General features: G+C 54.0%; 11 protein-coding genes. 8 read left to right on the top strand and 3 right to left on the bottom strand.

The genetic code is table 11. The features are described from left to right. The first annotated feature begins 290 nt into the window (after positions 1-290). Positions 291-1,058: an OmpA family protein gene (locus tag HQL63_02845; protein MBF0175778.1), complete on the top strand. Its 768-nt coding sequence runs from the start codon at positions 291-293 to the stop codon at positions 1,056-1,058. Positions 1,059-1,282: 224 nt separating this feature from the next. Here HQL63_02845 and HQL63_02850 read toward each other — a convergent pair whose 3' ends face one another. Then, the gene (locus HQL63_02850) at positions 1,283-4,780 is read right to left on the bottom strand and encodes an AAA family ATPase (GenBank protein MBF0175779.1); all 3,498 of its coding nucleotides are present in this window, start codon (positions 4,778-4,780) and stop codon (positions 1,283-1,285) included. A gap of 3 nt (positions 4,781-4,783) precedes the next feature. Next, a complete protein-coding gene (locus HQL63_02855; protein ID MBF0175780.1) occupies positions 4,784-6,034 on the bottom strand; it encodes a DNA repair exonuclease in 1,251 nt (416 codons plus the stop codon). A 189-nt stretch (positions 6,035-6,223) separates the two neighbouring features. Between HQL63_02855 and HQL63_02860 the strand changes: the two genes are divergently transcribed. The 5 genes from HQL63_02860 to HQL63_02880 all read left to right on the top strand — a co-directional run bounded on the left by HQL63_02860 (position 6,224) and on the right by HQL63_02880 (position 11,091). Continuing rightward, positions 6,224-8,413 (top strand): phospholipid carrier-dependent glycosyltransferase, encoded by a 2,190-nt coding sequence (locus tag HQL63_02860; GenBank protein ID MBF0175781.1) that lies wholly within the window; start codon positions 6,224-6,226, stop codon positions 8,411-8,413. Between the two features lie 471 nt (positions 8,414-8,884). Then, the gene (locus tag HQL63_02865; protein ID MBF0175782.1) at positions 8,885-9,082 is read left to right on the top strand and encodes a hypothetical protein; all 198 of its coding nucleotides are present in this window, start codon (positions 8,885-8,887) and stop codon (positions 9,080-9,082) included. A 98-nt stretch (positions 9,083-9,180) separates the two neighbouring features. Continuing rightward, positions 9,181-9,450, top strand: coding sequence for a hypothetical protein (locus tag HQL63_02870; protein ID MBF0175783.1), 270 nt, complete (start codon positions 9,181-9,183; stop codon positions 9,448-9,450). A gap of 11 nt (positions 9,451-9,461) precedes the next feature. Beyond that, positions 9,462-9,941 (top strand): hypothetical protein, encoded by a 480-nt coding sequence (locus HQL63_02875; GenBank protein ID MBF0175784.1) that lies wholly within the window; start codon positions 9,462-9,464, stop codon positions 9,939-9,941. A gap of 148 nt (positions 9,942-10,089) precedes the next feature. After that, positions 10,090-11,091 (top strand): Rpn family recombination-promoting nuclease/putative transposase, encoded by a 1,002-nt coding sequence (locus tag HQL63_02880; GenBank protein MBF0175785.1) that lies wholly within the window; start codon positions 10,090-10,092, stop codon positions 11,089-11,091. Positions 11,092-11,297: 206 nt separating this feature from the next. Here HQL63_02880 and HQL63_02885 read toward each other — a convergent pair whose 3' ends face one another. Continuing rightward, the gene (locus tag HQL63_02885) at positions 11,298-12,755 is read right to left on the bottom strand and encodes a YdiU family protein (GenBank protein ID MBF0175786.1); all 1,458 of its coding nucleotides are present in this window, start codon (positions 12,753-12,755) and stop codon (positions 11,298-11,300) included. Positions 12,756-12,900: 145 nt separating this feature from the next. Here HQL63_02885 and HQL63_02890 point away from each other — a divergent pair, with 145 nt between their 5' ends. Beyond that, entirely contained in the window at positions 12,901-13,320 is a 420-nt protein-coding gene (locus HQL63_02890; protein MBF0175787.1) for a YjbQ family protein, read from the top strand. A 26-nt stretch (positions 13,321-13,346) separates the two neighbouring features. Continuing rightward, positions 13,347-13,958 carry a methyltransferase domain-containing protein gene (locus HQL63_02895; GenBank protein ID MBF0175788.1) on the top strand — a complete coding sequence of 204 codons (612 nt, stop codon included), beginning with the start codon at positions 13,347-13,349 and terminating at the stop codon, positions 13,956-13,958. The last annotated feature ends 182 nt before the right edge of the window (positions 13,959-14,140 follow it).

Genomic DNA, 14,140 nt, shown 5'->3' on the forward strand with positions numbered 1-14,140 from the left:
TGCGGAATAGTCACGAAAAGTGAACACTTCAAATCATGTCGGTTGAGCCACTAGTCCATTGGAAAATGTTGAACCACAGTGATGACTACACCCTTTTCGAAAGGGTGTAGGGTGGTTGCGAACCACAGACAGTGGGAGACAAAGGTCGAATTGACATGGAAGTTGTGGTAGAAAGATGCTAGAAGTCCGCGCTAGCTTCGGCAGATAGGGTGTAGAGTGCGCACGCAATGGGGCTTGGCTCCTTGTGGGAAGCACCGGTAGAGGATGGTTTTAAATATACAGGAGGAGAGATGAAGTCACTGAAGGGTATGGCAATTCTTGGGGTTGGGCTCTTTTCCCTGACCCTCGGCGGCAATGCAGGCGTGGCAGGTCCGGTACAGGAGGGATGGATTTCCCAAGGGTGGCCGCAGTGGCATCCGCAGCGAGGCTTTCACCCCTTGGCCAGTGCAGGAACCCAGGTTTATTTTGGCGAGGAAGCCTGGGCTGACAGCGATGGTGACGGTGTGCCGGATGGCGCCGACCAGTGCCCGGACACACCAAAAGGGACCAAGGTGGATGCGAAGGGGTGCCCAATTGTGCAACCGGTTGCCGAACCGGTGAAGCGCTCCGCTCCGGAACCCGTAACACACAAGGTTGATGGAGACGCCGATCATGACGGTGTCTCTGATAGCCGGGATAAATGTCCCAATACCCCCAAAGGGGCGAGCGTCACCTCCGAAGGGTGCTGGGTGATCAAGAATGTCAACTTCAAGGTTGACCGTTGGGAGATTCCGGCCAGTGCCCATGCCTCACTTGGCGAGGTGGTCAAGGTGTTGAAAGCCAATCCGGGTCTTGATTTCCAGATTCAAGGGCATACGGACACCCGGGGCGGTCCCAAGATCAACGGACCACTCTCGGATAAACGTGCCAAGTCCGTCAAGGAATACCTTGTCAAACAAGGTATTCCTGCCAGCCGCCTCTCCTCCAAGGGTTTCGGTGCCACGCACCCCCTTGCCAACAACAAAACAGCGGCAGGACGGGCAGAAAACCGCCGGGTTGAGCTGATCGAGGTCAAGTGATTTTTGCGGCAGGATGTGTCATGTTTTGGGCCTTGATCATCCTTCGGCCATGATGATCCCAAATGATGCATCCGGCTGGAGAATCTGCCATACGCTCCACACTGGGCGCTGAAATGCGCGTCCAGTGTGGGGCCATGGCCCTTCTCGCAGGCCTTTTTTGCAAATAGCGCAAAAAAGGTCTGGGAAAAGGGGTGCGTATAACAACAAACAAGCGATCATTGCCATCAGATGGGAACGATGGCAACCTCCTCCCCGCCCCGCTGTTTTGCCAGGGCTGCTAGGTGGTGATGGTGAGTCAGAAACAGAATTTGTGTCGAGCGTGCCAACTGGAGCAAAACATCAAAACCCGCACCGGAACGCTGATCGTCAAAATTGACGAAAAGATCGTCGGCGATAAAAGGCAGGGGCTCGTTGTGTTGTCCGTAGGTCTCGATGATGGCAACCCGCAGGGCAAGATAGAGTTGATCCTGGGTGCCGTCGCTCATGCCGTTAATCGGACAAGTGTTGTCGTCAGGACGTAACCCAAACAGGATCGGCGTGTCCTTCTGGTCGTACTCGGCGCGAAAGCCGATGAATTTGTTGCAGGTCAGCAGGCGGAACAGTTCGCCGGCACGTTTCAGAATCGGACCCTGCCGCTCCTGGCGGTAGCGGTCGATACCTGCCCCTAGAAGAAATGCCGCCGAACGCAGCACCATCCACCGGCGGGCGTGCTCCTTCAATCTGGCAAGTGCGTCGTTGCGATCCTGGTTGGCCAATGCGGCTCCCCGGCCAGAAGTCAACTCCGTGGTTCGGGTGCGTAGCCTCTGCACCTGTTCACCGGCTTGGCTGCTGGCAGGAAGCAGTGCCTCCAGACGTTGTGTGAGCAGGTCAATCTCCACCTTGATCCGGTCAGGATCCACAGCCGACAGTTCAGCCAGGGTTTGTTCCAGGGTTGTCCCGTCCGCTTCGCTGACGATACGTGCGGTGACTTCCCGTTTTTGCCGAAGGAGTTTGCGTTTACGCTCTGCCTGCTCAATCGTTGCATTCAATTCGCTGTCATGCGCTGCTCCTGCCTGGCGCTGCAAACTTTGCAACTGCCGGGTAGCCAGGGCCATGTCGGCGTCGGCGCTATGGATGGCGGATGTGGCCCGGGTCATACGTTTTTCCAGCTCTTTCGTGCGTCGTTCCTGTTCGCGGTGGCGCGTCAAAGCGTGAAAGAGTTCCTGGGCCACGACCAGGATGTCAACCTCTATCCCGGGCTGCTCTGTCGGCAAGGCAAGGTCGGTCGCCACATTGCGGACCCATCGGGTGTAATCCTGTTCCTCTTGTTGGATGCCATGAATGCGTTCGCCGAGGTCGCGCCATTTTTCCGCTTCCTGGCGAATGTCTCGCCATGTAGCCAGGGCCGATCCGGCGGCCTCGGGGGAGAGGGTCTCCTCCAGACCCATTTTTTCCATCACCCGGCGCCACTCTTTCAGCCACGTTTCCCTGCGCTCCACAACCTCCTTCAGACGTTGGGATTCCCGTTGCCAGACGATCTGACATCTCTCCTGTTCGGCCCGCAAAGTTGACCACGCCGTGTGGGCGCGTTCGCCATGTTCCAGGGTGTCCCGAGCGCGTTGCAACAGGTCAGGAAGATCCAGGGTGTGATCCGACAATGAGATCAATGGTTGCAACCGCTCCATCAGCGCCTGCCGGGCACACTGCGCCACCTGGTGCAAGGAGTCAGCTTCGGTGCGGATGGTGGTCAACTCTTCCGCCAGACGAAGGATGCCCTCGCGTTCCACCATCCAGGATGACATTTCCACCGGCCAGCCAGGGGGTGCGGCCAAAAAAGGCCATTGTTGGCGCCATTGGGCGATATGTTCATCCAACTCCAGCCGGGCAGCCTTCTGCTCGGCAGTTGCGGCGACCATTGCCTGTTGTGCCTGAACCAGTTGATCTTGCAAAGCGGCATGCCGGGTCAGACGTTCCATCTCCGTGACCCGTCGGTCGGCCAGGTGGTCGGCGGCCAGAAGGGTCCGGATGAACTGCTCCGCCATGACGCCAGGCGGGGAATCCTCCTCGGCCCAGAGGCCTTTGACAATGAATACCTGGATGGCCTGCCACACCCGATCCCGCTCTTGCCGAAGTTGACGGATTGCCTCCGGTGTGGGCATGGTGGCGCCGGTTTGTACCTGGGCCAGTTCGGCGACCGTGTGTTGGTGGCGTTGGGAGACATTCTCAAGATGCTCTTGGGCACGTTCCAACCGGCGGTGGCCCGTTTCCAAAATTTTTTCAAATCGGCGCACCGTTGCAGCCAACGGGAGCGGAATCCTCGCCAGCAGCTGGACATCTCCCTGCCACAAAGGGAGCCTGGCCAGGGCATCTTGCAGACGCCGCTCCAGATTGGATACGGTATGGCGTACCTGTTTCAGGCGCCCCGGAATGTCGCCTTTGGCAAGAGTATCCTCCACAACCAGGCGTAGGGGGGTTGCATCCTGTGGGAGGGGTTGTCCATCCAGGCGATCCTGGATACGTTTCAGCTCTGTTTCAGCTTCAAGAACCCGTTCCCGGGTCCGTTTCTCCTCCGTATCCAGGCGCGTCCAGGCGGCGATCAGGCGTTGAGCCTCCTCCAATACCATGCCGGGAGGGGCCAAACGGATCACCTCTTCCGTCTGCCAGGAACGGCCAAGATCCCGTGCCAGATGTTCCAGCCGTTGGCTGCTGCGCTGTTGTTGCCCTTGCAGGCCCGGTAAGTCCTTGCGGGCCTTGAGCACGGCACCCCGTCCGGCGTGGATGGATTCGATCTCTTCGGCACGAGCCAAAAGGGGGGGATGCACGGTTAGTGCCCCCATCTCCTGCCGGATGGCTGCCAGTTCCTGTTCCCGTTCCAGACGCTTCTCCTCGGCACGCTGCCGTTGTTCGCTGGCTTGCCGGTAGAGGTCTGGGGCGTTTTCCGGTAGATCAGGGGTCGTGGCTACCAGGGAGAGTTCGGTTTGGATGTTGCGCAGCTCTTGCCCGAAAGGGAAAATCCGCCGCATCCTTTCCAGGCGGGTGCGTTCGGTCTGTAGTTCCCTTGCGGTCGCAAAAATACGCTCCTGTTCTTCTTCTGCTGCCGCCAGATTTCGTTGCACCTCTCCCCACTCCTCGGAACCGACCAAGAGCTGGTTTACCTTGCGGCGGGCATCGTTCCAGGCGTCCAAGGTTTGATAGAAGGGGAGGGCGCTGCGTTTGCGGCTGGTATAAATCTGTTTGGCCTCTTCATCGAGAGTGGCCAACAGGGAGACCAGATCGCGCAATCCGCCAGCGGCGCCAAAGATCATCTCGCCCAGGCGGCCCTCGGCCTTCAACATGTGTTCACCACCCGTGCGCAGGGAGTCCTGGCTGAGTCCGAACAGATTGTCGAACAGTTTGCGATCGGCCCCGTCCAGAAAGGGTGTCAAGACGCCATCAGGAAGTGGGTTCCCCTGGAGATCCTGAAGGGTGTTGCCGCGCCGCTTGACACGTTGAAAATCCAGGCGTTCACCTCGGCTGGAGAGCAGGCGTGCCCCGATTTGCAAGGTGTTGTTGCGATGCACAAAATTTTGTGCGGTTCGTTCGGGGATGCCAAAGAGCAGGTCGCCCAATGCCTCCCGTAAGGTGGATTTTCCCGCCTCGTTGTCGCCCAGCAGGATGACTATGCCAGGGGCGCCCTGGGTGATGTCGAGTTCTGTGGCGGTAAAGTGGCCATAGCGGGTGAGGAGCAGGCGTTCGATGCGCATGGCTTATTCCGACTCCACGATGCGGTATTCCAAAAGGGCCATGGCCTCGTCCAGAATGAGGCGGATCTCTTCTTGATCAAGGGTCTCCTGCTGCGGGGCAGGCAGTCTTGCGTCAGGGGGGAGGTGACGCAGCATCTCCTGGTATTCCTGGAGGAGTTTGGTTAGCGCTGACGGATTGTCGGCCACCTCCCGGATGGCACGCAGCAGGGCTGCCGCCTCATCGCGGCGTTCCGGGAGCGTTTCCCGGTTTGGGAGCGGCTGGGTGGTTACTTGGACTTTTTCGATCCAGATGCCCTCTCCTACCAGATCGGTTTTGGCTTGACAGGTGGCAAGGAGAGTGTCGATATCGTGCAGCAGATAGCTGTGGAGTGGCGTCTTTCCCCGAAATTGGATCCGCAGACACAAGGGGTGACCTGGCTGGGTCTCCCAGATGTTTCGGCAGGCCTGTTCGACCATGGCCAGGGCGGTTTCCGGCTCATCGATACCGTCCATCTCCACGGTGATCATTTCCCAGCGGAACAGATCCACGGGGATAAAATGGAGCTCCTGGACACGGCCATCCTGGACCGTAACCAGATTGAACCCTTTGGGGCCGGTTTCCCGGATGTTGCGTCCTTGAATATTGCCCGGAAAGACGATATGGGGGGCGGTCTGGATGAGTTCCCGGGTGTGAATATGTCCAAGCGCCCAATAGTCATATCCTTTGGTGACGAGATCTGCGATGGTACAGGGTGCATAGGGTTCGTGACCTTCGCGCCCGGATGCAGCGGTATGCAGGAGGCCGATATTGAAATAACCGGGGTCGGGTGGCGGGTAATCCGGTACCAGATTGGTGGTGATGGCCCGCGTACCGAAGCTCATGCCGTGTAGGGCCACACGCAGGGCGTCAAGACGATAGCTTTGGCTGTGCCGGTGGGAAAAGAGATGGACATTGGGGGGAAGAGGAAGAGAACGGGAAATTTGGCTGGCTGCATCATGGTTGCCGTGGAGCAGGTAGATGGGGATATGGGCGCGATTCAGGCGGCTGGCTTCGGCAGAAAAAAAGAGGCCGGTATTGAAATCGCGCCAATCGCCATCATAAAGATCACCGGCAATGAGGACAAAATCCACGGGTTCTTCGATGGCTCGGTCAATCAATCTGGAGAAGGCGCGGCGGGTGGATTGGACCAGTGTCGCGTGGGGGGCATCGGTGCGTGGTGCCAATCTTGCGAAGGGACTGTCAAGATGAATATCGGCACAGTGGATAAATTTCACGCCATGAGTCTCCTGGAACCATTTGTGACGATGCGGAGTGGTACTGAACAGTTCAAACACAGGGAAACCATGGTAACATCGTTCGTCTGTCTCTGTCACTTTCCGCCAAAGAGTGGGTTTGTGGAATGGGATGAATGATGGCCTGTCTGTGACCTTTGTGAAGGTATTTGAGTTATGGGACGCCATGTCATGTATGAGTTGCCAAACTTTTTTCAGTTGACCGGTTTTCATCTTGCGCTTTTGTCGCTATTTCTTGTATGGACAACGGCTCTTCTTTTAAGCGAAAAGTATGCGTGGTTTACAAAAGAAAATTTTCTCAAGCGCAGGCATCAACCATTATTTTTGGGTGCTGGTATTTTATTTTTAATTCTTGAGCGGTCGCGTTATTTTCAGATCAACATGCATTTGAACCCTGATGAAGCCCAGACCATGGCGAATACTTTGAGATTGCGTCAAGGATGGCTGAATTGGGATACGCTTGATCCCCATACAAATGGTCCCATCCACTCTTTGCTCGCTGCCTGGCCCCGTTTGTTCAACCTTGACGTCACTTACACGACCACAAGGATGCTGAGCGTGGTTATCATCGGTGTGATTTGTATTATTACCTATTTAATTATAAGACGATCCGGATCAACCGTGGCTGCAACATTGTTCACATTGCCATTATTCATATTCTTTGGCACGACAAGCCACTCGGATTTTATCCATAACAGTGCCGAACAAAGTTCCCTGTTTTTCCTTATGATTGGTTCTTATTGTCTTGTCCGCACGCTCGACATGGCTCCTGGAGCGGACCTGCGTCTCAGGACGTTTGCATGTTCGGCTTTTTTTCTGGGGATGGTTTTTCTGACCAAGCTCCAGGGTGTTCCGATGGCCGCCTGGGTGGGATTCTGTCTGCTTTGGCGGGCTTATCATATATCGGAAGTGGATGCCCGTGGTGGTCGTTGGAAATACGTGGCAACGGTGATTTTCTGTTTAACGTTGCCCACATTATTGTTCCTGGTACCTTTAACAGTCAGCGGAGATCTCCAGCAGTTCTATGTCGGTTATATACTATACAACATTGAATATACCCGACGCCCCATAAGTTTATCAGACTTTATATATCTTGCCAAGACTGACCATCTTTATGCGTCTCTGCTGTATTTTTATATCATCACAGCAGCCATTTCAATATGGACGATGTTGGCGTATCGTTCAGAATCAAAAAAAAATCAGACTGTCTATATCTTTATGGTATTGATTCCAGTCTCGTATTTTTGTATTGTGTGGCCTGGGAGGAAATTTGTTCACTATTTAAATTACCTTCTGCCCATCGGCACCATAGCAGCAGGATTGTTGTTTGCTGGCATGATGAAATTATTGGCAGATGCAAAATATATTTATAAATTCATAATTTATTTAATATCAACATTCATGTTTTACAATTTTATCGACAGCTCAGTCTCCGACATCAAGGAAGATAATCATTCGATCGCCATGAATGAAAAACAGATGGACGGTATGTTGTTTAAATCCCCTCATATATTGCAATGGGTTCGTCCGAAACCCGAGGATTATTTGTTTGTCTGGGGCTATATGTCAGATTGGTATGTTGCTTCCGGGATCACCCCTGCAACACATGAAACACATACCCAACGCCAAACGGTCGAATCAAAATACCGTCCTTTTCTCAGAAAAAGGTTGATTCATGATTTAAACACAAACAACCCGGACTTCGTCATTGACGTCACACCTCTGGTCCTTTGCAATGTTCCACCTCACCAACGCGGAGCAGATCAAGGAATTTCCTCTTTTCCCGAGCTTGAAAAATTTGTCGATAAGGGTTTTGTAAAAATCACGCGGTTTCACTCCTACGACAACTGCCCCGATTTTTATATAAGACGCGAGCGTTTGTTTAATATCGAATCGACTCTTGTTGCTATCAGCGATGTAAAATATTCTGGAGAACTTGTGGATGTTATACAAAACAATCCGACGCAAGATCATGGCTCGTCTAAAATATGGATCCATCATGGCGCCAATCTGCTTGATGATCGCAGTATCCAGGATATTTGCCCGGATCAATGGTTGTTGCCACGAGGTGAATTGGGTTCAGCCATTTTGTATTTTAAGAAGGCTGAAAAAATAACCAGCATCGAAATATTGAATACAAAAATCAGCTACCGACATTACCATTCAAGCAACGAGATACTGTTGTCAGTTCTGAATCAAGGAGACGTTGTTCACCAGCAGAAAATCCGGATGAATCCATACCCGATATGGACAACCTATCAGCTTTCCCCGTCCATCGTGCAAGCCGATGCGGTTCGGATCGACATCCTTTCGTTCAACGGGCCTGGTGCTGGACTCAATGAGGTCAAAATCTATCGGTGATCATTCAGTGACTTGATTCTCCTTTTGGCCAGGACCATCTGCAAGAAGGTCTCTTCAGGGCTTTATCCAGAACCTCACCATTTGGCCAGGACCATCTGCAAGAAGGTCTCTTCAGGGCTTTATCCAGAACCCCATCATGACATTGTCCAAGAAGACCCTGCCTGCCTGATCAGGACGAGCATGCCCCCGGATCAACTCTGCTTTTACCCGCAAGCAGATCTTTTTATATCTTAATGTTGTTTTACCAATAGAATAATCAATAATAAATTCTTTTTAGTTTTCCATGTTCGTTGTAAACAACCATACCATTAAAACAGTTTCGCAGCAATCAATCATGTAAGGCCGTGAAAGATAAAATTTATAAATTTTATCATTGACTTTTTTTATCAAACCCTGTGATGATAAACATGCGGAATATCAATACATATGTTTAACAACGCACCACCACAACATCTTCAGGGGAGTGAACAGATGCCAACTTATGATGGATTTCTCATGCGGGACTCGTTGTCGGATGACGGAATAGTGCCTTCACCCGGCTACCCCTACTACTCGCCGGATATGATCGGCCATGCCCAGGTCGCGGATCCGGTCAGCTACTTCACCGCCAACTATGCCACGGATCCCAATCAACCCCTCCAGATGGGTTCTCCTGCAACAAAATTATAGCAATTGGTTATACCGCCTGGGCCTGCCCATTTCCAAACCTCTCCGGGACGGGAGGGAAATTCAGTTACCACGAGGTGGTCTGGAAAAGTGCGACGTGTATGAATGACGCCATCTACGACGCCTGCCTCCAATTCGACGGATCAAACAATCCGTGGAATTGGAGCGCGGGTTCCCTCCACACCCCCATGCTTCTCTTGCAAACGGTTTTTTCCAAGCAGCCGTTACCCCTTGTCTTGCCCATTGCAACTCCCTTTACTGACCTCACCTATCGGGAACGGTTGGCCACCAACGATTCCAACGGCATCGGATCCTGTTTTCCGACAGGCCAGAGGCCCTACACCCAAAGCGGTCGACGCGCCGTCAAATAATGGAGAACACCATGGACCAAACAAACGAAAGTCGCAGGATGCTCAAGGAGATGTATGGCTTTGAGCAGTGGCATCGTGGGGGGGGAGGCACGGAAAAAAGAGGGGCTCCACGGGCGCTCACCTCCAAGGAGTTGCCTTTGCCCTTGATCAATCGCTACCCCTTGGGCGGAGGCGGTCATCTGGACACTTATGGTGATGGAAAAGTCACTCTGGTGACGGTTTATGTCCACCCCTTCAAGGAACCTGACAAGGCACACGAGGCCATGATCGACCACCTGCTGGGTTGTTCTGCGCCTCACCCCCTTCCCAAAGCCGACAGCAAAGGTTTGGCCACAGGGGATGTCTCCTTCGCCGGTCTGGATGATCCGGTTACGTCGCTCTCCTTCGTGCGCGACAACTATCTGGTGCGGATTCACAGCGTTGGGGAGACTCCATACCCCCTCAAGGCTTTTTCCGCCAGTATCGATGCCCTGATTACCGCCGGTCATTGATACTGGCAGGTGGATGATAAAACCTGACGCCTTTGATGCGGCCTTCCGGCAGGAAGGCCGCTTTTTTTATGGTACGGCAGGCCATGTCTGACGTTGGGAGGCAAAATAGGATTGATTTTTTGCTGAAAAAAAGTCATGCTCCCCCCCCATGCGCTTCCTGAATCCAAAGACCGATTTTGCCTTCAAAAAAATCTTCGGCTCTGAAGAGAGCCGGGATGTCCTGATCAGTTTTTTGAACGCCCTTCTTGCCCTGGAACCCCCCGACCAGATCACCGAAGTCACCATTCTGGATCCCTACCTCGCCCCTAAAATCAAGGGGATGAAGGATAGCTTTCTGGATGTCCGCGTCAAAGATCAAAAAAGCCACGCATATATCATCGAGATGCAGGTTCTCAATGTTGCCGGGTTTGAAAAGAGGATCCTCTACAACGCCTGTAAAGCCTATGCCGGCCAGATCCAGACAGGTGAACACTATCGCCTGCTGACCAATGTGGTGGCTATCACCATCACCGATTTTACCATGTTCGAGGAGCTGCCCGACATCATCAACCGCTTCATGCTGCGGGCCGGCGCCAACCCGGAAATTTCCCTGGATGATTTGGAACTCCTTTTTGCCGAACTGCCCAAATTTACCAAAAATCAAGACCATCTCGTTTCCATCGTGGATAAATGGTTCTACTTTTTAAAACACGCTGGCGGCCTGCAAACCGTACCCAAAACCTTGGCTGACGAACCGGCCATCCAAAAAGCCTTTGCCATTGCCAACAAGGCTGCCCTCTCCCCGGAGGAGCTGGAAGATCAGGAAAAGCGGGAGATATTCATCCAGGATCAACGCGGCGCCATCATTTTCGCCGAACAACAGGGAGAAAAAAGAGGCATCCAGATTGGCGAACGAATCGGCGAACAAAGAGGGATCGAGATCGGCGAACAAAGAGGGATCGAGATCGGCGAACAAAGAGGGATCGAGATTGGCAAGGCAAGAGGCCGACGGGATGTGGAGGCTGCCGTCTTGCTGCGTCTGCTGCATCGCCGCTTCGGCTTGGTTCCGGACGAAATGATCGAGAAAATTCATTCAGCGGACTTGAATATGATTGAAAAGTGGAGCGAAAATTTTGTGTTCGCCGACTCCCTTGAGGATGTTTTTGTGTAACTTTTCAGCACCCGGCATCGCACCTGGGTCCAGGGGGCTGTCTCACTGGCAGGGCTTAAGGCAGCGTCCTGATGGGGTTCGGGACGAAGCCCTGACAAAGGCTTTCATGTCCAGGCTTTCCTTGAAAGGGTGCTGAATAGTGACTCTTTTGTTTTGTGAACCGGTTTAAAATAACACAATTATTTCTTATTCAATGTCAATATGGTTCATGTTCCGCAGAAAGTTTGATAGACGCGATTGTCGGCCTCCGGTAACGTTTGATAGGGGATAAGCTCCGGATGATCATCGTAAGGGCTGGACAGGGCTTCCAGAAGCTTTTTCACCAGGAGGAGGTCGCCCTTCTCTGAGGCGGTGTTCAGGGCTTCCTCTACCTTGTGGTTGCGGGGAATGATGGCGGGGTTACGGGTACGTCTGAGCTCCAGGGAGGCTGTGCGCGAGAGTGGCTCGCGTTCCAAACGAGCTTGCCATTTTTTGTGCCACTCTTTGAACGCCCTCTGCTGAAATATCTCCTCTGCGGGCGGAGAGTCGATGGAGAGGAACCGGAAGGTCCGGGTGTAGTCGATGCGGTTCTCCCGCATCCATGCCAACAGATTTGCGACCAGGGATGTATCCTCCGCATCTTCACCTGCGATGCCGAGCTTTGCGCACATCATCGCGTGCCATCGTGCTGCGAAAAGATCAGCAGAACCATGGATGACCTCTTCAGCCAGGGTGACGGCTTTTCCGTGGTCGTCGTGCAGCAACGGCAGCAGCGTCTCGGCGAAACGTGCCAAATTCCACTGAAGAATAGGGGGCTGGTTGCCGAAAGCGTAGCGGCCATGATGATCGATGGAACTGAAAACAGTAGTAGGATCATAGATATCCATGAATGCGCAGGGGCCATAATCGATGGTCTCCCCTGAAAGGGTCACGTTGTCGGTATTCATCACCCCGTGAACAAAACCGACCCGCATCCAATCAACCACCAGATCGATCTGGCGTTGCATCACCCCTCGCAGCAAGGCGAGGGGGGGATTCTCTTCTGTAGCCAGGTCGGGATAGTGACGGTGAATGGTGTGGTGGACCATGACACGAAGTGTCTCGACATCCCGGCGCATGGCCAGATACTGAAATGTCCCCACCCGCAAATGGGAGCTTGCCACCCGGGTCAGGATGGCACCCGGTAGCACGGTTTCGCGCAGGACTGGTTCGCCGGTGGTGACCACAGCCAGGCTTCGTGTTGTCGGAATACCCAATCCATGCATGGCCTCGCTGATGATATATTCCCTCAGCATGGGCCCCAGGGCTGCTTTTCCATCACCATTGCGGGAATACGGCGTGCGACCGGACCCCTTGAACTGGATATCAACCCGTTTGCCGGAAGGGGTGACATGCTCACCCAAAACGATCGCCCGCCCATCCCCCAACATGGTAAAATGGCCGAACTGATGGCCCGCATAGGCCTGGGCCAAGGGTTCCGATCCCTCAGGCAAGCGGTTCCCGGAAAAAAGTTGGGCGCAAGCTGCATCGTCCGATCCAGCAACCCGGAGCCCAAGTTCTTCGAGGAGCGCGTGATTCAGGATGACGAGTTCTGGAGAGTTGACCACTGTTGGCCGGAGCCGGGTGAACATGACCTCCGGCAAACGCGCATAGCTGTTTGCAAATTTCCACCCTGTGATGCACATTTCCGCCAATCTCTCCTTCGAGTGGGCCTTTGTGGATACATGGTGGCATGATGGTTTGGAGTGTGGGAGTGCCGCAAGGTTTTCCCCGCTGCAAGGTGACTCTCAGAGGGTTGAATCGTTACACGATTGGGAGGATCGAAAACACATGCGGCACGCCCAAACGACCATGACCATCCAAACACAAGGTGTGGGATTGTTGGAAATCACCAGAGAGATTGCCCAGTGGTTGCAGAAACAGGGTGTGCAAACGGGCCAGATAACCGTTTTTTGCCGGCACACATCGGCCAGCCTGACCATCCAGGAAAACGCCGACCCCGATGTTTTGCTGGATCTGGTCACTTTTTTCGACCGCCTGGTCCCGGAAGGCACCTCGTGGTTCCGGCACGCCAGCGAAGGACCGGATGATATGCCGGCACACATCAAAACTGCCCTCACACAGGTTTCCATCACCATTCCGGTTGCCCAAGGCCGGATGGTGCTGGGAACCTGGCAGGGCATCTACCTCTGTGAACACCGCCGGCAGCCACATCGAAGAGATGTGGTGCTGCATGTCATCGGAGAGTAAGGCTACCCTGCGAGGAAGAAAAACACATGGAACCTCTGGTGGGACATCATCCCAAACACTTGTTTGATCCGAAAAAAGCGGCTTCGTTGTTGGACCCACAGCGACGCATGGTGGCGGATCCGCTGGCACTGGTGCGGGAAATGGGTATTTTTCCCGGCATGCGGGTGGTGGATCTGGGATGTGGAGCCGGGTTTTTCACCCAGGCCCTGCTGGAAGCAACCGGCGCAACGGGCCGGGTGGCGGCAGTGGAGTTGCAGGAACCGATCTTTGCCATGCTTCAGGAGAGATTGGGCAAGCACCCCCGGTTGGATCTGCTCCTGACAAACCTGTTGGACACGGGATTGGACTCTGGAGGTTGGGATGCCGTGTTCTCTGCTTTTACCCTGCATGAGGTTCCGGTGGGAGCAGCCCTTATGGAGATTCGGCGTATTGTGCGTCCTGGTGGATTGTTGGCCATCCTGGATTGGGGCCATGCACAGGCCTGCCCTGAACGGGAAACAGGGCAAAAGGCTGGGCCACCCGAGGCAGAACGATTGTTGCCCGAGGTGTTGCGGCGGCAACTGGCCGAAGCAGGCTGGCAGGAGACGGCTTTTGGCGAACGGTTGGGTGGATGTCATTACTGGATCAACGCGCGGTAACAAAAAGTCCGCATACCCCCTTCAGGCTCCGCCATGTTCACCCTGTCGACACGGTAACGATTCACCACCCTTGCAAGAGAAGCTTGGACATGAAAGCCTTTGTCAGGGCTTTGCCCCGAACCGTGCACCCGTGAGGGCGCTTTATCAGCTCGGTGAAAGTCCGAGTCAGAGTATGCCATAAC

The sequence above is a fragment of the Magnetococcales bacterium genome (genome assembly GCA_015231175.1).
In the GTDB taxonomy this organism is placed as follows: domain Bacteria; phylum Pseudomonadota; class Magnetococcia; order Magnetococcales; family DC0425bin3; genus HA3dbin3.